A 21,720-nucleotide genomic window follows, 5' to 3' on the forward strand; every position below is an offset into this window, starting at 1 on the left:
GGCTACCGTGCTGCCATGAGCACCGACGCCGGCCGCCCGCCCGGGCTCGCGGCCCTGCTGCCGTACCTGCGCGCCCACCGCGGCACCCTCGTGGCGGTGGGCGTGCTGTCGTTCACCGGCGCGGGGGCGGCGCTGGCCCAGCCCCTGCTCACCCGGGCCGTGCTCGACCGGATCACCGCCGGCCGCCCGGCGCTCACCCTGGTGGCCGTGCTGGTGGCCCTGGTCGTGGTGGGCGCGCTGCTCGGCGGGCTCCGCGACTACCTGCTCCAGCGCACCGCCGAGGGGCTCGTGCTGGGCACCCGGCGGCGGCTCGCCGGGCACGTGCTGCGGCTGCCGATCGCCGAGTACGACCGGCGCCGCACCGGCGACCTGCTCTCCCGGGTCGGCGCGGATACCACGCTGCTGCGGGCCGTGGTCACCTCCGGCCTCTTCGAGACCGTCACGGGCGCGGTCATGGTGCTCGGCGCGGGCACCGCCATGCTGCTGCTGGACCCGCTGCTGTTCGGGGTGACCCTCGCCGCTGTCGCGGTCGGCGTCGGCTTCGCCCTCACGGTCGCCCGGCGGGTCCGCGGGCTGGCCCGGAAGGCCCAGGAACGGGTCGGCGAGATGACCTCGGCCGTCGAGCGGGCCATCTCCGCGGCGCGGACCATCCGGGCCAGCCGGGCCGAGCGGCGGGAGACGGCCACCGTCGTGGCGAGCGCGACCGACGCGTACGCGGCGGGGCTGCGCGTGGCCCGGGCGCAGGCGGTGGTGGGCCCGGCCAGCACGGTCACCGTCCAGGGCGCGTTCCTGCTGGTGCTGGCCGTGGGCGGGGCCCGGGTGGCGGCCGGCGCCATCGGCGTGGGCGACCTCGTGGCCTTCGTGATGTTCCTGTTCTTCCTGGTGCTGCCGCTCGGGCAGGCGGTGCACGCGTACACCCAGTTGCAGAGCGGGCTCGGCGCGCTGGCCCGGATCGAGGAGATCCTGGCCGTGCCGGGGGAGGGCGCGGACGAGCGGCGCGCCGCTCACGGCCCGGCCCGGGGCGGCCGGACCGGCGGCGCTGGAGTTCGACCGGGTCGGCTTCGGCTACCCGGGTGGCCCGCCGGTGCTGCACGAGGTGAGCTTCACCGTGCCGGCCGGCACCCGCACCGCCCTGGTCGGCCCGTCGGGCGCCGGCAAGTCCACCCTGCTGGCGCTGGTCGAGCGCTTCTACGAGGTGACCGATGGCGCGCTGCGCCTGGACGGGGTCGACGTGCGCGACCTGCCCCGGGACGCGCTGCGGGCCCGGCTGGGCTACGTCGAGCAGGAAGCCCCCGTGCTCGCCGGCACCCTCCGCGACAACCTGCTGATCACCGCCCCGGACGCCACCGACGACCGGCTGCGCGCGGTGCTCGACGAGGTCAACCTCGGGCACCTGGCGGAGCGGACGGCCGACGGGCTGGACGTGCAGGTCGGCGAGGGCGGTGTGCTGCTCTCCGGCGGGGAGCGGCAGCGGCTGGCCATCGCCCGGGCGCTGCTGGCCGGGCCGCCGGTGCTGCTGCTCGACGAGCCGACCAGCAACCTGGACGCCCGCAACGAGGCCGCGCTGCGCCGGGCCATCGACGCCGTCGCGGTGCGCCGGACCCTGCTGATCGTGGCGCACCGCCTCTCCACGGTGGTCGACGCCGACCAGATCGTGGTGCTGGACGCCGGCCGGGTGGTCGCCGTCGGCACCCACGACGAGCTGACCTCGACCAGCCCGCTCTACCACGAGCTGGCCACCCACCAGCTCCTCGTCGGCTCACCGGCGAGAACCGCCTGAACTGCGGGAACAGGCGGAAATCCGGACACCGCCCGGGGGCGGCCCGGCGTGGGTGTCACAATCGGCTCCGATTCGCGTACCGTTGCCGCTCATGGGTGTGTCGCAACGTCTGAAGACCAGGTTCCGGCGGTTCCTCCAGCGCCCGGGAACGACGGTCGACCTGGCCCCGCTCGAGAAGCTGCTGCCGGCGATCGAGGCCCGCGAGGCGGAGCTGGAGAAGCTCTCCGACGCGGAGCTGACCGAGGCGGCCGGGCAGGCCACGGGCTACGAGGAGATCTGCGCGATCGGCCGGGAGGCCGCCCGCCGCGGCCTCGACCAGCGCCCGTACGACGTCCAGCTGCTCGGCGCCATGGCGCTGCTCTCCGGCAAGGTCGCCGAGATGGCCACCGGTGAGGGCAAGACGCTGACCGCGACCATCGCCGCCTACGGGCACGTCCGGTTGGGCAACGGCCCGGTGCACGTGCTCACCGTCAACGACTACCTGGCCCGCCGCGACGCCGAGTGGATGGGCCCGGTCTACGCCCTGCTCGGGCTCAGCGTCGGCTGGGTCAACGAGGCGTCCACCCCCGAGGAGCGGCGCGCCGCCTACGCCTGCGACGTCACCTACGTGGCGGTCAGCGAGGCCGGCTTCGACTTCCTCCGCGACCAGCTCGTGACCGACCTGGCCGACCGGGTCCAGCCGCCCATGGGGACCGCGATCGTCGACGAGGCCGACTCGATCCTGATCGACGAGGCCCGGGTGCCCATGGTCCTCGCCGGCGCGGTCCCCGGCGAGCAGGACCCGGTGCACGCCGCCGCCGCGCTGGTGCGCGGCCTGCGCAAGGGCAGGCACTACACGATCGCCGAGGACGGCCGCAGCGTCGCCTTCACGTCGGCCGGCCTGGCCACCGTCGAGGCCAAGATGGGTGGCATCGACCTCTACGACGAGGAGCACGTCGCGCAGCTCTCCGCGGTCAACGTGGCGCTGCACGCCCACGCCCTGCTGCACCGCGACGTCGACTACATCGTGCGGGAGTCCTCGGTCGAGCTGATCGACGAGATGCGCGGCCGGGTGGCCCAGCGCCGCCGCTGGCCGGACGGGCTCCAGGCGGCGGTCGAGGCCAAGGAGGGCCTGGACGCCACCGCCGAGGGCGAGGTGCTGGGCACCATCACCGTGCAGGCGTACATCGCGCTCTACCCGAAGGTCTGCGGGATGACCGCGACGGCGGTCCTCGTCGGCGACCAGCTCCGCGAGTTCTTCGGCCTCGAGGTGGCGGTGATCCCGCCGAACACCCCGTGCGTCCGCGAGGACGAGGCCGACCGGATCTACGCGACCCGGGCCGAGAAGGAGGAGGCGCTGATCGACGAGATCCGGCGCTGCCACGAGGCCGGCCGCCCGGTGCTCGTCGGCACCCTCGACGTGAAGGAGTCCGAGGGCCTCGCCGCCGGCCTCCACGCGGCCGGGGTCCCCTGCGTGGTGCTCAACGCCAAGAACGACGACGAGGAGGCGGAGATCATCGCCGAGGCCGGCGCGTACGGCGCGGTGACCGTCTCCACCCAGATGGCCGGCCGGGGCGTGGACATCCGGCTCGGCGGCAGCGACCAGGCCGACCGGGAGCGCGTCGCCGAGCTGGGCGGCCTCTACGTGATCGGCAGCGGCCGGCACGACAGCCGCCGGGTCGACGACCAGCTCCGCGGCCGGGCCGGCCGGCAGGGCGACCCCGGCGGGTCGGTCTTCTTCGTGAGCCTGGAGGACGACCTGGTCGTGCGGCACGCCGGCGACACCGTCCCGGCGTCCCCGCGGATGAACGCCGACGGCCTGGTCACCGACCCGCAGGTCGACTACGCCGTGGAGCACGCCCAGCGCGTCGCCGAGGGCGTCAACCACGAGATCCACCGCAACACCTGGCGCTACAGCGTGGTCATCGAGCAGCAGCGCAAGGCGCTCGCCGAGCGCCGGGAGCGGCTGCTGACCAGCGACATCGCGGCCCTCATGCTGCTGGAGCGGGTGCCGGAGAAGGCCGGCGAGATGGACGAGGACCTGCTCGCCGAGGTGGCCCGCACGATCGCCCTCTACCACCTCGACCGGCTCTGGGCCGACCACCTGGCCGAGCTGTCCGAGGTCCGCGAGGGCGTGCACCTGCGGGCGCTGGGCCGGCTCGACCCGCTCGACGAGTTCCACCGCAGCGCGGTCCCGGCGTTCAACGCGCTGATCCCCGAGATCGAGACGCGGACCATCGCCACGTTCGAGGAGACCGAGTTCTCCGACGGGTGGGAGCCGGACGCCTCGAAGCTGGTGCGGCCGACCGCCACCTGGACGTACCTGGTGCACGACAACCCGTTCGGCTCGGAGCTGGACCGGCTGATCGCCTCGGTCGGGCGCCGGCTCATCTCCGGGTCCCGCTGACCGTCCGCGAGGGGTCCCTTCCGCCGGCTACCGCGCCGGAAGGGACCCCTTTTGCGCGGTTTCGATGCCCATCTGGGAGGGTAGTAGGCCGGGGCTTCGAGTCAGGGAGAGTAGCGACCATGGGACAGGCAACGGCGCCGGACGGGTACACCGCGTGGACGGACGCGGAGGTGGCGGAGGCCGTGGCCCGGTGAACCTCGACACGCGGGACCCCATGACCGACACGCTCGAGGTGCTGGAGACCGCCGCGCTGCTGCGCGAGCTGACCGCCGGCCTCATCACCGCTGCCGGCTTCGACGAGGCGCTGGCCCGGCTGGTCCGGATCGCCCGGGACGCCGTACCCGGGGTGGACTGCTGCGGGTTCACGGCCCTGCGCGCCGGCGAGCCCGCCGGGGTGGCCGCCTCCGACCCGGAGCGGGCCGAGCTGGACGACCTGCGGCACGGCCCCGACACGCCGGCCATGACCGCCATCCGGCGGCGCGAGATGATCACCGCGGCCGACCTGGCCGCGGAGACGCGCTGGCCGGCCTGGGCGGAGCGCGCCCGCGGGCTGGGCGTGCACGGGGTGATCTCCGCGCCGGTGGACGTGGACGAGCAGGTGATCGGCGCCATCAACCTCTACGCCGAGTCGGCCGCGGCGCTCACCCCCCGGCACCAGCTCACCGCCATGCTCATCGCCGAGCACGCCGGGCTGTTGCTGGCCGCCACCCGGGACCGGGAGCGGCAGGCGGCCCGGGCCGGCCAGCTCGACACCGCGTCGCTGGCCGACGGTGTCGTGGGGCAGGCCGTCGGCGTGATCATGACGCAGCGCGGCTGCCCCGCCCCGGAGGCGCTGGACGTGCTCCGCAGCGCGGCTTCCTCGTTGGACATTCCGCTGCGCGAGGTGGCCGAGCGGCTCGTGCTCACCGTCTCCCGGCCCCGGGACAGTTGAGCGACATTCGTTTCGTCCCGATGGGCCTCGGGTAGCACCCTGGACTGGTGAGCTGCTCCGACCTGGGGAGGAACCGATGGAGAGCCGGCTGCGGGTGCAGGGACACCCGATCCAACCGATGCTGGTGACGTTCCCGTTCGGACTGTTCGTCAGCGCCACGGTCTTCGACCTGGCCGACGTTGCCGGCGGCCCGGCCTTCCTGGGCGAGGTGGGTTACTGGACGGCCGTGGCCGCCCTGGTCGCGGCCGCGCTCGCGACGGTCGCCGGGATGGTCGACCTCTGGGACGTGCGGGCCGGCCGGACCCACCGGACCGCGATCACGTTCAACCTGGTCAACGCCGCCATGGCGGCGTTGTTCCTGCTCACCTGCCTGATCCGGGCCCACGCGCCGCAGCGCGGCGCCACCGGCGTCCAGGTGGCCACCGAACTGCTCGCGCTGGCCGTCGGGTCGGTGGGGGTGTGGCTGGGTGCCCGGCTCATGCGCCAGTTCGACCGGGGCCGGGCCGCCGAGCCGAGCGGCTTCGAGTCGCTGCCCGACATCCCCGGCGCCACCGTGGAGATCACCCGGCCCAGGGCCTGAAAACGCTCGTCGAGGCCCGCCGCCCCTGACCCGGCCCGGCGTCAGTGCGCGGCGGCGCGGTGGGCGGCCAGCACGTCGGCGCCGAAGTCGCTGGCCGGGCGGCGCAGCACGGTGTGCGCGTGGTTGCCGTCCTCGGTGGTGTTGTCGTACTCGATCAGCAGGTCGTCGCCCTGGATCCGGTAGTAGTGCCGCTGCCCCGGCCCGGCCGGGCCGGCCCAGGCGAAGTGCAGCTCGCCGCCGCCGAGCCGGCCCGCCTCCCGGGCCGCCAGCTCGGGCGGGAGCCGGTCGAGGTAGAGAGCCACGAGCCGGTCGAGCAGCGCCCGGCCCGTCGGGGTGAGCCGGCCCCGGGGCACGCCGAGCGGGTCGAGCCGCCCCGGCGCCGTGGGCCGGGTGGCGCTGATGATGTCGGCCGGCGCGTCGTCGGCGACGACCGCGGCGGCCCGGCCGGCCGGCCCCAGCGCGTCGAGCAGTTCCCGGGCCAGGTCCTCCTCCGGGCCGAGCGGCCGGGAGACCGGCCGGCCGGCGTGCCGGACGGTGGCCGGGTTCGCGCCGAGGAAGATCGGGGCGGGGGAGACCTGGTCGTCGACCACGGTCATGCTGACCGACAGGTGGTGCCCCTCGAACCGCCACGCCCACCGGTCGTCGCGCACCGGGTCGCCGAAGACGGCCACCCAGTAGTCGCCGCTGTGCCGGCCGCGCCGCCAGCCTTCCGCCCGGTCGAGCACCTCCTCGAGCGCCACCACGGCCATGGCCTGGGCGTACGCGGCCGGGCTCAGCGCGGTGGCGAGCAGCCGGTGCGCGGCCTTGCGGGCCGTGCCGTCCAGGTCGGCGAGACTGACGCCGGGGCGGGGCCGGGGCCGGTACTCCAGCCACCGGCGCGCCGGTTCGTCGTCGAAGTCGTGCCGGGCCCGCTGCCGGGCCGGCTCGTCGAGCGCCGTCAGCAGCGCGCCGGCCGCCGCGCGCATCTGCTCGGGTACGGGATCCTCCACCGCCCCTGTATACCGCCCCGCCGCCGGCCGCGCCCCGCCACCCGCCCGGTCAGCTCCGGCCGCCGAGGAGGGCGAGCATCTCGGGGAGGTCGAAGAAGCGGGCGGTCTCGACCGCCGACGGGTCGCCGTGTGCGGGGTCGGCGCCGGCGTCCAGCAGGGCCCGGACCGCGTCGGTGTCGCGGCGGAACACGGCCGCGGCGAGCGCGGTCTGCCCCCGGTCGTTGGTGCGGGCGGGGTCGGCGCCCCGGGCGAGCAGCGCGCCCACGGTCTCCGCGTGCGCGTGGTACGCGGCCAGGATGAGCAGCGTGTCGCCCTTGGCGTTGGTGAGGTTGACCGGCAGCCCCGCGTCCACGTTCGCCGCCAGCTCGTCGGTCGCCCCGGCACGCGCGAGGTCGAACATCCGGTGGGCGAAGGCGAGCGTCTCGGCGTCGAGTTCCTGGGACATCCGTCCAGGCTAGTGTGCTCCCACCGCGGCCGCCTGGTAGCTTGCGCAGCCGGCACGGGGGGCGCGAATGGACGATCGGGTGTACGTCGGCAACGCGGCGGTGGACGGGGCGACCGACGCGGGCTGGTTGCTGGGCCACTTCAAGCCGCCCGGCGACGTCCGGCACAGCACCGAGGTCGAGGTGAAGTGGGGCGTGCACCCGGCGGGGGAGACCCGCTCGCGGTGGGCCACCGGCGAGCGGCGCACCGCGCTCCTGGTGCTGATCAGCGGGGCGTTCCGGGTCGAGCTGGCGGACCGCACCGTGGTGCTGCGCGCACCCGGCGACTACGTGGTCTGGGGCCGGGGCGTGGACCATTCCTGGTACGCCGAGCGCGAGTCGGTGGTGCTGACCGTGCGCTGGCCGTCGGTACCGGGCTACCGGGTGGGCCCCCCGATCCTCCGCTGACCTCCCGGCCCGCGGGCCGGACCGTCCCAGCATCCGGTATTACCTACTAAACCCATAGGGTTTAAAGACTATGCTGAGGCGGCACGTCACCCCCGTACCGTGAGGACGCCCGCCGATGACCAGCTCCGACCCGTCCGACCTCCTCGCCGTCGCCGCCCGCTGGGCCGACCCGACCCGCTGGCCGGTGCCGCTGCGCTTCGACCGCGCCGAGCGGTGGTACGCGCGGCTCGCCGCCGGCGCCGAGCACGAGGTCTGGGCACTGAGCTGGCTGCCCGGGCAGGGCACCGACCTGCACGACCACGGCGGCTCCGCGGGCGCCTTCCTGGTCGTCGCCGGCACCCTCACCGAGGAGACGGTCGGCGGCGGCCGCTTGCACCCGCACCGGCTCGCCCCCGGTGCCGGCCGGCGCTTCGGCCCCCGGCACGTCCACGTGGTCACCAACCGGAGTGCCGAGCCGGCGGTCAGCGTGCACGTCTACCGGCCCGCGCTGCGCCGGATGACCCGCTACCGCCTCGACGCCGGGCGGCTCCGCGTCGCCGAGGTGGCCGAGGCCGGGGTCGCCTGGTGAACCGGCCCGCACTCCCACCCCCGACCCCCGCACCCGGAAAGGACGCCCCGATGGCGCAGACCCCCACCCGCACCGAGAGCTGTCCGGTCCCGCCACCCGGCTCCCGGGGCATCGACCAGATCCTCGCCGCCGCCCGCGCCCGGCTGCGCCGGCTCGACCCCGAGCAGGCCCACCTGGCGGTCCGGGGCGGGGCGCTGCTGGTGGACATCCGGCCGGCCGGCCAGCGCGCCGCCCACGGCACCGTGCCAGGTGCCCTCGCCGTCGAGCGCAACGTCCTCGAGTGGCGCTTCGACCCCCGCTGCGCGGCCCGCCTGCCGCAGGCCACCGGCTACGACGTGCCGGTGATCGTCCTCTGCCAGGAGGGCTACACCTCCTCGCTGGCCGCCGCCGCCCTCCAGGACCTCGGCCTGCACCGGGCCACCGACGTGGCGGGCGGCTTCGCCGCCTGGCGCATCGCCGGCCTGCCCACCCTCGGCCCCACTCCGCCGCTCCGACCCTCGTCCACCGCGCCCCCGGTCACCGCCGGCCGGGCGCCCCGCTGAACCGCCCCGCCGCACCCCGGGTGGGGCGGGGCGACCGCCCGCACAGGAGGCTCCCATGTCCGTCGTCGCCATCTCCTCCCGCCCGGCCCGGCCGGGCCGCCCCGACCGCGCGCCGCACCGGCCGCGTACCGCGCCGACCCTCACCATCACCCTCGACCTGGGCGCGGGCGCGCTGACGCCCGGCCTGGCCCGCCTGGTCGACCTGCTGGACGAACTCGCCGCCTCCGGCGAGGGCCTGCTCCGGCCCGAGGAGCACCGGGCCGCCCGCGCCGTGCTCGACCTCCGCCGCGCGGCAGCGCCGCCGGAGCCGCCCGCGCCGCCCGCCGCGGCCGAGGAGCCCGGCACCGTACGCATCCTGACCGGCACCCGCCGGGTCCGCCACGACGGCGCCGAGGTGACGCTCACCCGGATCGAGTACGACCTGCTGCTCTTCCTCGCCGAACATCCCCGGCGGGTGTTCACGCGGTTGCAACTGCTCGCCAACGTCTGGGGCTACGAGCACGCGGTGGCCCGCACCGTCGACGTCCACGTGCGCCGGCTGCGGGCCAAGCTCGGCGACGACACGCCCCTGGTGACCACCGTGTACGGCATCGGCTACCGGCTCGCCGACGAGGCCCGGATCGTGGTGGACCGCGAGCGCTGAGGCCCGCTGGCCGGCGCGCGGCGTACCCGGTTCCCGGGTGCGCCGCGTTCACGTTTGCGCGCGCACCGGCCATTGTGAACCGGGCAGGGACCCCCCGTAACGGGTCAACTCGTCGCTCTGCTGTAATCAACGGGCCTCGTACGCAGAGCGAGCATTCGGCTCCGATGTGTTCGTCAATTGTCACATTCATGCAACGCAGCCGCCCCTTGACCCTCGCACAGGCGCCGGGAAGCATCGATGAAGCGGCGTCCCGGGCCGTGGGGAGATACCCGGACCAGCCAAGGAGGACCATGTCGGTCAGCCCCGCCTCGTCGCGCGCCGGATGGCATACGTCCCAACCCGCGGTTCCGGGTCGTCCCCCCGGCGGCCAGCGCCGCCCCGCCAGCACCCCGGCGCCCGTGCTCACGGTGACCCTGAACATCCCGCTGGCCGGCGAGGAGTCGCTCACCCCGGCCGCCCGCCGGCTGCTCGACGCGGCCCGTGAGCTGCTCGAACGCGGCGACGCCGTGATCAGCACCGGCACCGCGCCGGCCGAGCGGCGCCCCGACCCGGTGCCCGCCGGCCGCGCACCCGGGCGCCCCCTCGCGCCGACCATCCCGACCCTGCACATCCTGGCCGCGTCCCGGTCGGTGCTCCGCGACGGCGAGCCACTGCCGCTGACCCGGCTGGAGTTCGACCTGCTGCTGCACCTCGTCGCCCACCCTCGCCGGGTGTTCACCCGCCTGCAACTTCTGAATGCCGTCTGGGGGTACGAGCACGCCGGCGTCCGCACCGTCGACGTGCACGTGCGCCGGCTGCGCGGCAAGGTCGGGGTGGACGTCCCGCTGGTCACCACCGTCTACGGGGTCGGCTACCGGCTCGCCGACGACGCCCGGGTCACCATCGACCGCACCGGCTGACGCCCGGGCCCCACGTGCCGATCACCCTCCGGACGGAGCCCCGACCGCCTGGCCGATCGCACCGTGACCCGCCCCCCGGCCGATCGCACGGCGCGCCGATCCGCCGGGCAGGATGGTCGGATGCGCGTCCGTCCCATCACGCCCGAGCTGCTCGTCGCCGAGCTGGCCGACCGCCTCGCCGGCGTCGCCGTACCGGGCCGGCTGCGGGTGGCCGTGGACGGTCCGCCCGCCGCCGAGCCGGACGCCCTCGCCGCCGCCCTGGTCGACCCGCTGCGTGCCGCCGGCCGCCCGGTGCTGCACGTACGGGCCGCCGACTTCCTCCGGCCCGCCTCGACCCGTCTGGAGCACGGGCGGACCAACCCGGACGCGTACTACGAGGGCTGGGTCGACGAGGCCGGCCTGCGCCGCGAGGTGCTCGACCCGGCCGGCCCGGACGGCTCGGGGCGGCTGCTCCCGTCGCTCTGGGACGCCGCCGCCGACCGGGCCAGCCGCGCCCCGTACGTCGACCTGCCGCCCGGCGGGGTGGTGCTGGTCAGCGGCGCGCTGCTGCTCGGTGGTGGGCTGCCCTTCGACGTCACCGTCCACCTGGTGCTCTCCCCGGCGGCGCTGGGCCGGCGGACCGACCCCGAGCTGCGCTGGACCCTGCCGGCCTTCGCCCGCTACGCCGACGAGGTCGACCCGGCCTCCTTCGCCGACGTGGTGGTCCGCGCCGACGACCCGCGGCACCCCGCTCTCGTCGAGGCGGCCTGACCTGGGCGGACGGCCGGAATCCGGGCGTCCGGCACCCGAGCGGCCGGGACCGGGACGGTCCGGGCGGCGCAACTGCGCACGAACGGCGATGAAGAACGCGGAAATCCCCGGTTTGATCGGCGGAGCGGACGGGTAATCGCCCGGCTCACAGAGCACGGGTGATCGCACCCGTGCATCCATCGGACCACGTTCCGGGGCGCTCGCGCCCCGGTGACGTTATGAGGCCCCAGGAAAGGCAGGCAGCGATGCTCGTCCACGACACGACAGCCACGGGCCGCTCCCAGGCGGAGGTCGACCAGATCCGGCAGTCCCTGACGTCGCGGTACGACGAGCTGACCGCGGAGTACGAGCAGGCCGTGCTGCAGAGCCAGGTGCTCCGGCTGGTCGAGGTCGGCGACACCGCCGGTGACGACCAGGCCGACAGCGGCACCAAGACCGCCGAGCGGGACACGGCCCAGTCCCTGCTGCGCACGATCCTCGACCGGCGCGCCCAGTTCGAGCACGCGCTCGCCCGGCTCGACGAGGGCACCTACGGCTTCTGCGAGGGCTGCTCCGCGCCGATCCCCGTGGAGCGGCTGGAGATCTTCCCGTCCGCCACGTCCTGCGTGTCCTGCAAGCAGACCCGGGAGCGGCGGGCGGCCTGAGCGCCGCCCGGGTTGCCGGCCGGTCCCGGTAGCGGTGGACTCACGTGATGGGTGACATCCTCGTGGGCACCGCCTCCTGGACCGACCGGACCCTGCTCGACTCCGGCTGGTACCCGGCGAGCGCCGACACCCCGGAGAAGCGGCTCTCCTACTACGCGCGGCAGTTCCCGCTGGTCGAGGTGGACGCCACCTACTACTCGCCGCCGGCCGAGCGGACCGCGCGGCTCTGGGCGGAACGCACCCCGCCCGGCTTCACCTTCAACGTCAAGGCGTTCAGCATGCTGACCGGGCATCCGACCCGGGTCTCGGCGCTCTACAAGGACCTGCGTCCGGACACGGACAAGAAGAACCTCTACCCGGACGACCTGCCGCCGCAGGCGTACGAGGAGGTCTGGAGCCGGTTCCTGTCCGCCCTGGACCCGCTGGTCGAGGCCGGCAAGCTGGGCGCCGTCCTGTTCCAGTTCCCGCCCTGGTTCACCATCCGGCGGGACAACAAGCAGTACCTCGTCGAGGTGGCCCGGCGGTGCGCGCCGCTGCGGCCGGTCTTCGAGTTCCGGCACGCCTCCTGGTTCGACGGCGACAACGCCGAGGAGACGCTGGGCTTCCTGCGCCAGCACGAGCTGCCGTTCGTGTGCGTGGACATGCCGCAGGGGCACAAATCGTCCGTACCCCCGGTGCTGGCGGCCACCGCGGACCTCGCGGTGGTCCGCTTCCACGGGCACAGCGACAAGTGGACCAGCAAGGACATCCACGAGAAGTTCGGCTACGACTACTCGAAGCGGGAGCTGCGCGACTGGGCGCCGAAGCTGCGCGAGCTGGCCGGCGAGGCCGAGCAGACCCATGTGCTCATGAACAACTGCTATCGGGACTATGCGCAGCGGAATGGGCAGCAGCTACAGGCCCTTCTAGCTGGGCAAACGTAGCCGCAGCCTGCGCCGCGCCTTTGGTACAGCGGTGCTAGTGCCGATAGCTTGGCCCGCATGGCACACGATGAATTCGCCGACCTGGGCGATTCCTGGGAGCTGGCGCTACGCGCCGACGGCTACTCCGACAACACGATCACGTCGTACCGGCGGGCGCTGCGCAGCCTGGCCGCATGGCTGCCCCCCGACACCACCCCCGACCAGATCACCCGCGATCACATCCGGGGATGGATCGTCGCCACCCGCAACGCCACCAGCAGCGGCACCGCCCGATCCTGGTTCGCAGGCGTCCGCCACTTCTGCCGCTTCCTGCTGGCCGAAGGGGAGGCCGCCACCGATCCCACCGACGGCATCCGGACGCCACCGCCCAACGCCCCTGTGACGCCTGTGCTGGACGAGGACGCCCTGCGGGCGCTGCTGGCCACCGCCACCGCCACCACGTTCCAGGATCGGCGCGACGCCGCGATCCTGTACCTGCTGATCGACGGCGGGCTGCGGCTGGCCGAGATCACCGCGCTGCGGGTAGACGATGTGGACGTGCGCAGCCGCACCGTGACGATCACCGCCGGGAAGGGGTCGGGCCGATCGGGGGCGCGGCGGCGGGTCATCGCCGTCGGGGTGAAGGCGGCGCGGGCGCTAGATCGGTACCTGCGGGAACGGCGGCGGCACCCGTACGCCGAGCTACCCGCGCTGTGGCTGGGCGGCAGGGGGCGCGCCACCCTGACGGACAGCGGCATCAAGGCCATGGTCCAGCGGCGCGCCGCGCAGGCAGGGATCGGCCACGTCCACCCGCACATGTTCCGCCACTCCTGGGCGGCGGCCTTCCAGGCAGCCGGGGGCAGCGACGGGGACCTGATGACGCTGGGCGGCTGGCGCAGCCGGACGATGCTGGACAGATACGGGGCGGCTACTGCTGCTGATCGGGCACGCCGCGCCGCTTCCCGGCTGTCGCTCGGCGATCGGCTGTGACCGCTATAGCATCGCGGGCAGTAGGCGCGAGGGATGCCCCGACGTACGGAACCGTGATCCCCGCCTGTTGGCGAAATCCGACAGGGAGTGGATCATGGCAGCGAAAGATCCCGACGTGCGCAGGATGGCGGGCCGCATAGGCGGCCACATGTCCTGGGCGAACACCCCCGATCGGGCGGCGCGTACCGCCCCCGGTCGTCAGGCAGCCCTCGATCGTTTCGAGCGCGAAATCGACCCCGACGGCACGATGGACCCCGTCGAGCGGGCGCGGCGGGCCGATTGCCTGCGCCGCGCCCACATGGCGCGGCTGTCCCTGAAGGCGGCGCAGGCGCGGAAGGCGGCAGCCGCTGGGCGGCAGCAGCACCCCCAGGGGCGCAGGGCGACGCCGCCGAAGGACGACGCTGCGTGAACACCCAGGAGGCCGCCACCGCCGACACCCTGCGCGATGCCGCGTACCGGGTCGGCCGCGCCGTCAGGGTCGCCGCTGACGTGGTGGCCGCGCAGGCGGGCCGCAAACACCTGCCGTCGGATGTGCAGGCGTGGCAGGACCTGCGCGACGCATCCGGGCGGCTGTCGGCGCTGGTGGCGCAGTACGACCCCGGCGACATCGAGCCGCCTCCGCCTGGCCCGTCGGGTGGCGCGCCCCCTGCGGCCATCAGCCGGAAGCGGGTGATCGTGTGACCGACGTACAGCCGCCAGGCGTGGACGAGGTGCGGAAGGCCGCCTACCGGGTGGCCGACGCTGTGCGGGCCGTCGAGGACGCCCTGGCGTACACACCCGCCAACCAGGCGTCGTGGGACGACCTGCGGTGGTCGGCCAAGCGCCTGTCGTCGCTGCTGCGGCTGGCACCCGAGCGGCTCGACGACGCGGAGCCGGTGCGGCTGGCCGACAGCGATCGGCCACGGGTGCGGCGCGCTGCGCCCGCTGTGCTGCCCGACGGCGGGGCGCACGGCAACTACCGGCGGGCCGATCGGGAGCGGCTGCTGGCCGCAGGCTGGCGGCGGGTGGACATCCTGGGCGACTCGCGGTGCTGGGTGCCGCCCGGCTGCGACGGCGGCGTGCGATCCGAGCGGCGCAGCCTGGCGGCGGCGCTGGCGGCGCTGGACGCCGAACAGCAGGAGCTGCCGGTATGAGCGACGACGGCCAGGAGTCGCGCGCCGAGAGGTTTCAGCGGCGGGCCGAACAGCGGGCCGAACGGCGTCAGCGACCGGCGGTGGTGGACCCCCGAGATCGCGCGGCGGTGGACCGGCTGATGGTGCACGCCATCCTCGGCACCTGGCGGGCGCTAGAGGCGCTGTATGGCCACGAACCGCGGTTCTGGGACGTGGTGCGGCAGGCGCTGGCCCGCCACGACCGATCGGGGGCGGGGTGAGACGTGAACGCCCGCCCGGTCACCACTCCGGGCGGGCATCCAGCAGATCACCAACGTCACCAGCAGCAGCCACACACCACGAGGCACAAACCGCAGGCACTACCGCAGGCACCTCCCAGCGTACCGGGGTCGCCTGCGGGACCAGGGAACCCGACGGTGCGCGCGCAGGATGGGGGGTTCCCTGGTGGGCTACGTGGACGATGAAGACCGGCGGTACGCCGACGAGCTGGACTGGGGGGTTGATCAGAACGCCGGCGTCGTCGTGATCGAGCCGCCGACGGTGGTGGTGAACGGCACCCGTGTGCTGGGGTACGCACCCGACACCGTGGCACCGCCCCCGCCCGACCTGGAGGCCGAACAGGCGGCGCGCAGCCTGGCCGCCGACACCCGGTACGAGGTGCAGCGGATCAAGGCGCGGCAGGCGGCGCAGGCGATCATCCGGGCCGAGGGACGCCCGCCTATGCCTGCGCTGCGCAGCCTGGCCGACGCCCTGGCCGAACCCGACGACCCCGTGCTGTACCGGATCGACGGGCTGTGGCCGCGACACGGGCGGGTGGTGCTGGTGGCGCAGGCGAAGGCCGGGAAGACGACGGTGCGCGACAACCTAGTGCGATCACTGGTCGACGCCGATCCCTTCCTAGATCACTTCCAGGTCATCGAGCCTGTGCGCGACGGCTGCGTGACGATCATCGACGCTGAGTTGTACCCAGCAACCGGGCGGCGGTGGCTGCGCGACCAGCGGATCAGACACCCGAAGCTGATCAACGTCGTGTGGCTGAAGGGCCACCGGGGCGGCGTCGCCGCCTTCGACCTGCTGGACGCCGAACGGCGGGCCGAGTGGGCGGCGGTGCTGCGCGCCGCAGGCACCCGCGTGCTGATCATCGACTGCCTGGGGCCGCTGCTGGCCGCAGCCGGGGCGGACGAGAACAGCGGGCTGGACGTGGGGCGGTGGCTGGGCGCGCTGGACGCCCTGCTGGACGAGGCCGGGATCACCGAGGCCGTCGTGATTCACCACATGGGGCACGCAGCCGATCGGGCGCGCGGGGCGTCGCGGCTGCGTGACTGGCCCGACGCCGAGTGGCGGCTGATCAAGGGGCGCGACGCCGATCAGGACGACCCCACCGCCCCCCGCTACCTGGCGGCGCAGGGGCGCGACGTGGCGCAGCCCGAGGCGGCGCTGGCGTACGACCACGACGGGCGGCGGCTGGCGCTGGTGGGCGGCACCAGGGCGCAGTCGCGGGCGACGAAGGCCGATCAGGACGCCGAGGCATGGCTGCCGACACTGGCCGAAGTAGTGCGCCGTCACCCAGGGCTGTCAGCGTCCGAAATCGACGAGCGCGCCGCTTCGGTCGGGATCGGCCGCAATGAATGGCGCAGGGTCCGGAACCTGGCAGTGCGCCGTCAGATGATCTGCCAGCACAAAGCCGGGACCACCAGGCAAAACCACTACCTGGCCAGCGAGTGCGCCGAGCACGCCGAAGCGCGCCACCGCGCACCCGGCGCACTGCCAGGCGGGCTGGCGGGGGTGTAGTGCGCCAGTGCGCCGGGGGGTTTATAACCCCGGCGCGGTGGCGCACTACCCACCGCCCCGCCCCCACACCTGGGGTGCAGGGGTTAGGCCAGCCCACAGGTGATCTAGGAAATATCCACGACCATCGAAATGGAAATGATCATGAACATCGCAGCACTAGACGGCCTCACCCTCCAAGGAGGGTGCGATCACTGCGACGCAGTGCAAACGATCAACGCACACCGACACGGGCCGAACATCCACGCGATCACCGTCCACCACGACGACCGATGCCCCTGGCTGCGCCGCCAGCGCCGCCGCGCCAAGCGGCAGCGCCGCCGATGATCACGTTTTTTAAGTCCAGCGGCCAGATCAGGCCACGGATCGCCTGGGCGCTTTATCTGCCGCCGTCTATGTGTGTGCGCACGCCCCATGCCTGTCGATGAAAGGATGATCATGCCGAGTTCAACGATCACTGTGCGGCTGCCCGATGAGGTGCGGCAGCGGCTGGACGAGGAGGCGCGGCGTCTGCGGGTGCCGCCGGGCACCCTGGCGGCCCGTCTGGTGGCCGAGGGCGTCGATGATCCGCCCCCGGCGTTGGCTGGCGACGCCGAGCCGCCGGTGTCGGCCTTGGAGGCGTCGGTGTTGGCGTCGTTCGCGGGCACCAGCGGCCCGCTGGTGGGCGTTCAGCGCGAGCTGGCACTCACCCTTGCCCGGCAGGCGGAGCAGGGGGGCAGCGGGGCGGCTGGGGCGGCGGCGCGGCTGCGGGATGTGCTGGCGCAGGCGCACGCGCACACACCGCCGGATGTGGACGCCCTGGCGGCGTTGCTGGCGACGCCTGTGGTGACGGAGTGCCCGCAGTGCGGATTCGCGTGTGGTGCGGGGGTGGCGTTCGGTGTCTGATCAGGGCGCGGGCGGCCAGGTGCCGGATGAGGCGACGGTGGTGTCGCTGCTGCTGGCCTTTCTACGCGGCGACATGGAAGGCGCCCAGGTGATCATGGCGGATACGTCGCTGCCGCTGCTGCTGGCCGCTGCGTTGGGCTGGTTCAACGCGCTGGGGATCAAGGAGTTCGGGGCGGATGCCTGGGCGGATCAGTTGCAGCGCTTCCTCGCCGATGCGGCCCGACGGGGATAGCTTGATCTCGTTCGGTTCCTCCGGGACTACCGGGGGTGATCGGGCAGCCCAAGGGACGGGGCTTGTACCTGGTCGGGGCGGCGGCTGATCACCGCCCCCCGACACCCCAGGGCACCAGTGCTAGGGGCACCGCCACAGGCAGATGACCGAAGCGGCCCTCGTTGAGCACCGACGCCGCAGGCACCCGACAGATGCGCGGGGCGGGCTGCGGCAGGCGCGGGCACCACAGGTGTGGGTGCACTCCGGCCGGTCGGGGGCTCCGGGTAGCCGCCAGCACATCCCTAGATCACGACGACACAGGGGTGTGTTACCGATGCCAACCATTGACGATCTTGTGGCTGCGCTGGAACTCGAGCGCAGTGATCTTGTACGGAAGCGCGACGGGGTGATGGAGGCCGCCAAGGCGCTGCTGGAGGCGTCGCAGCGGGCGGGGCGGGCCAACCTGGCCCCCGATGAGGACCGCGAGCTGACGGTGTTGTTCACCCAGCGCGACAGCCTGCGCGGGCAGATCGAGCGGGTAGACGCCCGGCTGGCGCACGCACGCGAGGCGCAGGCCGACGAGGGGCGGGTGACGCGGGCGCAGGAGCAGCGGGTGCCCACCGGGCGCAGCGGCGGCGCGCCCGTCGACGCCCAGGGTGAGGCGCAGGACGGCGCGCGGTGGGTGCGCCGCAACGACGGGCGGCCCGCTGCGGTGGAGCGCGGCCAGCGATTCGCCGACCACGCGGTGGTCGCGGATCACGCCCGGCTGCGGGCGGCGTCCGATCAGCACATCGTCGGCACCCACGGCAGCCTCGGCCAGTACGTCCGCGCCCTGTCCACCACCTCCGGCTCGGCGCTGGTGCCTACCGTGTGGGCGGGCGACATCATCGACCGGGCGCGCAACGCCGCCCGCGTCCTTCAGGCTGGCGCGACGATCGTGCCCATGGACGCCAAGACCGTCCAGATCGGGCGGCTGACGACCGACCCGGTAGCGGCGTTCCGCACGGAGGGCTCGCTGATCACCGCCACCGACCCGGCGTTCGACAACGTCACCCTCGACGCCAAGACCATGTCGGCGCTGGTGGTGATGAACATGGAGTTCGTCCAGGACGCCCCCAACGCCGACGAGGTGGTGTCCAACGCGATCGCGCGGGCCATGGCGACGGAGCTGGACAAGCAGGCCCTGTTCGGCGGTGTGACGACCGGCGGTGAGGTCGGCGCTACCGGCTTCAACACCACCTTCCCGACGCCGCCGAACCCGCGCGGTGTGCTGGCCACCCTGCTGGCCGTCGCGTCCTCGTCGGTGCTGGGATCGGGCGCGAACGGCACCGCGCTGACGGCGACGACCCCGTGGAACGAAGTGCTGGACACGATCTTCACCGTGCGCCAGAACAACGAGGAGCCCAACGCGATCCTGTGGAACGCGAAGATGGCGCAGAAGCTGGCGAAGACGTACGACACCACCGGGCAGCCGCTGACGATGGCACCGGATGTGGCTGGCCTGGAGCGGTACGTCACCAACCAGATCCCGTCGTTCACGCAGGGCACCGCCACCGGCACCGCCACGGATGTGTTCGTGGGTGACTGGACGCAGCTCCTGATCGGGCAGCGCCTCGACGTCACCATCCAAGTCCTGACGGAGCGCTACGCCGAGTTCGGCCAGGTCGGCATCGTCGCGCACTGGCGCGGTGATGTGGCGCTGGCCCGCCCGCGTGCCTTCGCCGTCTACCGTTACCTGATCGGGGCGTGATCATCATGGCTACGAACGACAAGGCCGGGCAGAAGGCCGTCGGCGGCCCTTCCCGCGACTGGGCGGATGGGCCAGCCGAGGTCATCGAGGACAAGCGCGGCGACGAGCTGCGGAAGATGGCCCAGGACCTGCACGACGCCACCACGCGGCGGCGGCGTGGTGGCGTCGTGGTCGCCCCCGCCCACGTCTACGCGGTGCACCCCGACACCGGCGACGAGGTGGTGTTCGTGCCGGGTGAGGCCCTGCCCGATTGGGCGGTGGAGGCCGCCGTCGCCGGCGTCGGCGGCCAGTGGGTGCGCGGCGACGATGGGCTGCTGCGGGTGTACATGGGCGGCAGGAAGCCGTCGTGATCAACCCGTGGCGGCTGGTCGACAAGATCCGCACCAACGCCAAGACCGGGCTCGCCCAGGGCAGCGGCCTGGGGCGCACCGAGCGGGTGGCAGGGGCAGGGCGGTGGCGGCCCCGCCGCGACCCCGGCGGCGTCGTAGTCGACGGGGTGGTGTGGCCGCTGGAGGGTGAACCCCCGGTGGCGCAGGGCGGCAACTGGTGGGGCGACAGCGGCAGCGGCGGCGGCCCGCGCACCGCACCCGAAACCACCAAGTAGACGGGCGCAGCCAGGCACCCCCCCCCGTCGCTACTTCCTCGGGGCGGCGGGGGGGTTGCCTTCCCTCCTGGGGCTGCGCGCAGGGCTGCGGCCCGCCCCTATCTGCATGGGGGGCGGGCCGCAGCTCGTTGTACGGGGGGTCAGAATCCGATCATGCGCAGCACCTCGGCCAGCCCCAGGACGGCCAGGGTGGCGATCACGGCCCGGCCCAGCAGGGCAGCCAGATCAGCCAACCGCCGACGCAGGCAGGCGCGGTTCATGATCCATCACCGCCCAGCAGATCATCAGGGATCGTGTCGGGCGGGCCGTCGGTCGTCCACTCCTCCTCGTCGTAGCCCAGCCGCTGCACCAGGCTGCGGCACATATCAGCCGCCCGATCGGCGGTGCGCTGGTGCACCAAATCGTCGGCGGTGCGCCCGTTGGCCGTCAGCAGATCAGCCGCCCGCAGGTACTCGTCGCGGGCCGTCAGCAGCGCATCGATGATCAGCTCCACCTCGTCGCCGGACATCGCGATCAGCCCTGGCCGCCGGGGCGGCGGGGTGGCGTCGCCCCAGTCGCGCTCAAACATCACCCGGCCTCCGCCCCTGCTCGTTGGCGGTGGCGCTGCGGTACAGGCTGCCCCCGATCCGGCGCTGGTTGATCGGGTGGCGCGGGCGGCGCGGCGGCGGGTAGCCGATCGGATCGGCGCTGTCGAACATGAACCAGGCCAGGGCATCCCGCAGCGCTGGCAGGTCGCGGCCCTGCGCCTGCGGCCACCCGTAGTAGTTCAGGCACGCGGCCACAGCGCGCACCAGCCCATCCGTCAGCCGGGGCAGATCATCGGGGGCGGGGCGGGGCACCGGGAAGGCACGGGGTGTCGGCCCGACCTGCGGTGGCATATCGTGATCCATTGGGTCGCCTCCTTCGTAGGCGATCAAGGGCGTTCGGCTGGTCTTCGCAGGGCAGCCGGACGCCCGCCTTGTTGGGGCTACGACGCCGCCTGTGGGCGTCGTGGTGCCGGGGCGGCGGGTGCCCCCCGGTCGCATCGCACGACGTGCGCATCCGGGGTGCCAGCACCCTGCACGTCGAACCACTCGTGATCTTCGAGCAGATCACCGCAGGCGGGGCACGGCCGGTCGGCCAGCAGCCGCGCCACCGCCCCCCGCAGGCGATCGTTCAAGATCAGGCGTTGGGCCATCTCGATCAGCCCCCTTCATGATCAGCGGGGGTGCCCCTGGGCGGGCACCCCCTGCGCTGGGTGATCAGTTGGCGGCAGCGGCCTTGCGGGTGCGCCGCGCGGCGGGCTTCGGGGCAGCGGCCAGCCGGTAGCGGCGCGGCTTGTCGCTGGTCTGCGCGATCTTGTCGGCGGCGGCCAGGCGGGCGCAGCAGTCGCGCACACCCAGCGGCTTACGTCCCTCGGGGGTGATCGCCCGGCTGATCGCGTACGGGCTGAACTCCTCGTTCGGGTGCGCCGCCAGGTAGGCCAGCACCATCTCGTCCTGGTTCAGCCGGGGCGTCGGCGCGGGCTTGGCGTCGGCGGGCTGTGCGGGCTGCTGCGGCTGCGGCTGCGCCGGGGCGGCCTTGCCCTTGCCCTTCGCGGCCTTCGGGGCGGCTGCGGGCTGCTGGGCGGGCTGCGCGGCGGCATCCTGGGCGGCGGCCTTGGTGCTGCGGCGGCGCGGCGCAGGCGCGGCCTTCGCCTCGCGGGCGGCCAGCTCGTCGGCCATCCGCTGCCCGTCGGCGATCACATCGGACTCGTCCAGATCACGGGGCAGCCCCTTGGGGGCGGTGTCGGCGGCGGCGGTGCGGGTGCGGGTGGTGGTGGCCATTGTGATCACTCCCTGGTCGGGCGGGCTGTGCTGCTGCCCTGCTAGGTGCCCCGGAGCGGGGCAAGGCGAGC

28 protein-coding genes and 1 pseudogene are annotated in these 21,720 nt (G+C 74.0%); 24 read left to right on the forward strand and 5 right to left on the reverse strand.

Features of this window, described 5'->3' with window-relative positions:
- Positions 1-15: 15 nt before the first annotated feature.
- The 5 genes and pseudogenes from GCE86_RS31945 to GCE86_RS06585 form a co-directional block, all read left to right on the forward strand.
- Positions 16-831 (forward strand): annotated as a pseudogene (locus tag GCE86_RS31945) (ABC transporter transmembrane domain-containing protein); the annotation flags it as partial.
- Between the two features lie 253 nt (positions 832-1,084).
- A complete protein-coding gene (locus GCE86_RS31950) occupies positions 1,085-1,780 on the forward strand; it encodes an ABC transporter ATP-binding protein (RefSeq protein ID WP_244317213.1) in 696 nt (231 codons plus the stop codon).
- Positions 1,781-1,871: 91 nt separating this feature from the next.
- Entirely contained in the window at positions 1,872-4,166 is a 2,295-nt protein-coding gene (gene secA2, locus GCE86_RS06575; protein ID WP_154226101.1) for an accessory Sec system translocase SecA2, read from the forward strand.
- A gap of 190 nt (positions 4,167-4,356) precedes the next feature.
- On the forward strand, positions 4,357-5,097 hold the full coding sequence (locus GCE86_RS06580) for a GAF and ANTAR domain-containing protein (RefSeq protein ID WP_154226102.1): 741 nt from the start codon (positions 4,357-4,359) through the stop codon (positions 5,095-5,097).
- Between the two features lie 76 nt (positions 5,098-5,173).
- Positions 5,174-5,677 (forward strand): DUF2231 domain-containing protein, encoded by a 504-nt coding sequence (locus GCE86_RS06585; RefSeq protein ID WP_154226103.1) that lies wholly within the window; start codon positions 5,174-5,176, stop codon positions 5,675-5,677.
- A gap of 41 nt (positions 5,678-5,718) precedes the next feature.
- On the opposite strand, the gene GCE86_RS06590 is transcribed toward GCE86_RS06585, so the two are convergent.
- Positions 5,719-6,642, reverse strand: coding sequence for a DUF3500 domain-containing protein (locus GCE86_RS06590; RefSeq protein ID WP_154230365.1), 924 nt, complete (start codon positions 6,640-6,642; stop codon positions 5,719-5,721).
- Positions 6,643-6,715: 73 nt separating this feature from the next.
- Positions 6,716-7,111 (reverse strand): ankyrin repeat domain-containing protein, encoded by a 396-nt coding sequence (locus GCE86_RS32560; RefSeq protein WP_154226104.1) that lies wholly within the window; start codon positions 7,109-7,111, stop codon positions 6,716-6,718.
- Between the two features lie 67 nt (positions 7,112-7,178).
- Between GCE86_RS32560 and GCE86_RS06600 the strand changes: the two genes are divergently transcribed.
- From GCE86_RS06600 to GCE86_RS06690, 19 genes are all read left to right on the forward strand, one after another.
- Positions 7,179-7,556 (forward strand): cupin domain-containing protein, encoded by a 378-nt coding sequence (locus GCE86_RS06600; protein WP_154226105.1) that lies wholly within the window; start codon positions 7,179-7,181, stop codon positions 7,554-7,556.
- Between the two features lie 115 nt (positions 7,557-7,671).
- Positions 7,672-8,124 (forward strand): cysteine dioxygenase, encoded by a 453-nt coding sequence (locus tag GCE86_RS06605; protein ID WP_154226106.1) that lies wholly within the window; start codon positions 7,672-7,674, stop codon positions 8,122-8,124.
- 50 nt (positions 8,125-8,174) lie between these two features.
- Positions 8,175-8,666, forward strand: a complete 492-nt coding sequence (locus tag GCE86_RS06610) for a rhodanese-like domain-containing protein (RefSeq protein ID WP_154226107.1) — start codon at positions 8,175-8,177, stop codon at positions 8,664-8,666.
- 55 nt (positions 8,667-8,721) lie between these two features.
- On the forward strand, positions 8,722-9,309 hold the full coding sequence (locus GCE86_RS06615; RefSeq protein WP_154226108.1) for a winged helix-turn-helix domain-containing protein: 588 nt from the start codon (positions 8,722-8,724) through the stop codon (positions 9,307-9,309).
- Between the two features lie 290 nt (positions 9,310-9,599).
- Positions 9,600-10,208 (forward strand): winged helix-turn-helix domain-containing protein, encoded by a 609-nt coding sequence (locus GCE86_RS06620; RefSeq protein WP_154226109.1) that lies wholly within the window; start codon positions 9,600-9,602, stop codon positions 10,206-10,208.
- Positions 10,209-10,328: 120 nt separating this feature from the next.
- On the forward strand, positions 10,329-10,958 hold the full coding sequence (locus GCE86_RS06625) for a nucleoside/nucleotide kinase family protein (RefSeq protein WP_154226110.1): 630 nt from the start codon (positions 10,329-10,331) through the stop codon (positions 10,956-10,958).
- Between the two features lie 245 nt (positions 10,959-11,203).
- Positions 11,204-11,602, forward strand: a complete 399-nt coding sequence (locus GCE86_RS06630; protein WP_091266032.1) for a TraR/DksA family transcriptional regulator — start codon at positions 11,204-11,206, stop codon at positions 11,600-11,602.
- Between the two features lie 47 nt (positions 11,603-11,649).
- A complete protein-coding gene (locus GCE86_RS06635) occupies positions 11,650-12,525 on the forward strand; it encodes a DUF72 domain-containing protein (RefSeq protein WP_154226111.1) in 876 nt (291 codons plus the stop codon).
- Positions 12,526-12,582: 57 nt separating this feature from the next.
- Positions 12,583-13,494, forward strand: a complete 912-nt coding sequence (locus GCE86_RS06640) for a tyrosine-type recombinase/integrase (protein ID WP_154226112.1) — start codon at positions 12,583-12,585, stop codon at positions 13,492-13,494.
- A gap of 94 nt (positions 13,495-13,588) precedes the next feature.
- Positions 13,589-13,903, forward strand: a complete 315-nt coding sequence (locus tag GCE86_RS06645; protein ID WP_204342784.1) for a hypothetical protein — start codon at positions 13,589-13,591, stop codon at positions 13,901-13,903.
- Positions 13,900-14,175: a hypothetical protein gene (locus GCE86_RS06650; protein ID WP_154226113.1), complete on the forward strand. Its 276-nt coding sequence runs from the start codon at positions 13,900-13,902 to the stop codon at positions 14,173-14,175. The genes GCE86_RS06645 and GCE86_RS06650 overlap by 4 nt, the downstream gene beginning before the upstream one ends.
- Entirely contained in the window at positions 14,172-14,627 is a 456-nt protein-coding gene (locus tag GCE86_RS06655; RefSeq protein ID WP_154226114.1) for a hypothetical protein, read from the forward strand. The genes GCE86_RS06650 and GCE86_RS06655 overlap by 4 nt, the downstream gene beginning before the upstream one ends.
- Entirely contained in the window at positions 14,624-14,866 is a 243-nt protein-coding gene (locus GCE86_RS06660) for a hypothetical protein (RefSeq protein ID WP_154226115.1), read from the forward strand. The genes GCE86_RS06655 and GCE86_RS06660 overlap by 4 nt, the downstream gene beginning before the upstream one ends.
- Before the next feature lie 184 nt (positions 14,867-15,050).
- Positions 15,051-16,397, forward strand: coding sequence for an AAA family ATPase (locus GCE86_RS06665; RefSeq protein WP_163636876.1), 1,347 nt, complete (start codon positions 15,051-15,053; stop codon positions 16,395-16,397).
- Between the two features lie 411 nt (positions 16,398-16,808).
- Positions 16,809-17,279, forward strand: coding sequence for a hypothetical protein (locus GCE86_RS06670; protein ID WP_154226117.1), 471 nt, complete (start codon positions 16,809-16,811; stop codon positions 17,277-17,279).
- On the forward strand, positions 17,272-17,511 hold the full coding sequence (locus GCE86_RS06675) for a hypothetical protein (RefSeq protein ID WP_154226118.1): 240 nt from the start codon (positions 17,272-17,274) through the stop codon (positions 17,509-17,511). The genes GCE86_RS06670 and GCE86_RS06675 overlap by 8 nt, the downstream gene beginning before the upstream one ends.
- A gap of 229 nt (positions 17,512-17,740) precedes the next feature.
- Positions 17,741-19,240, forward strand: coding sequence for a phage major capsid protein (locus GCE86_RS06680; RefSeq protein WP_163636874.1), 1,500 nt, complete (start codon positions 17,741-17,743; stop codon positions 19,238-19,240).
- A gap of 5 nt (positions 19,241-19,245) precedes the next feature.
- Complete coding sequence (locus tag GCE86_RS06685) at positions 19,246-19,590, forward strand: hypothetical protein (RefSeq protein WP_154226120.1); 345 nt, start codon at positions 19,246-19,248, stop codon at positions 19,588-19,590.
- A complete protein-coding gene (locus GCE86_RS06690) occupies positions 19,587-19,844 on the forward strand; it encodes a hypothetical protein (protein ID WP_154226121.1) in 258 nt (85 codons plus the stop codon). The genes GCE86_RS06685 and GCE86_RS06690 overlap by 4 nt, the downstream gene beginning before the upstream one ends.
- Positions 19,845-20,100: 256 nt before the next feature.
- Here the strand turns inward: GCE86_RS06690 and GCE86_RS06695 are convergent, their stop codons facing one another.
- From GCE86_RS06695 to GCE86_RS32310, 3 genes are all read right to left on the reverse strand, one after another.
- Positions 20,101-20,412 carry a hypothetical protein gene (locus GCE86_RS06695; RefSeq protein WP_154226122.1) on the reverse strand — a complete coding sequence of 104 codons (312 nt, stop codon included), beginning with the start codon at positions 20,410-20,412 and terminating at the stop codon, positions 20,101-20,103.
- On the reverse strand, positions 20,405-20,734 hold the full coding sequence (locus GCE86_RS06700) for a hypothetical protein (protein ID WP_154226123.1): 330 nt from the start codon (positions 20,732-20,734) through the stop codon (positions 20,405-20,407). The genes GCE86_RS06695 and GCE86_RS06700 overlap by 8 nt, the downstream gene beginning before the upstream one ends.
- Before the next feature lie 351 nt (positions 20,735-21,085).
- Positions 21,086-21,649 carry a hypothetical protein gene (locus GCE86_RS32310; RefSeq protein ID WP_154226124.1) on the reverse strand — a complete coding sequence of 188 codons (564 nt, stop codon included), beginning with the start codon at positions 21,647-21,649 and terminating at the stop codon, positions 21,086-21,088.
- Positions 21,650-21,720 lie beyond the last annotated feature (71 nt).

The organism is Micromonospora terminaliae (assembly GCF_009671205.1).
GTDB classification, from domain to species: Bacteria; Actinomycetota; Actinomycetes; order Mycobacteriales; family Micromonosporaceae; genus Micromonospora; species Micromonospora terminaliae.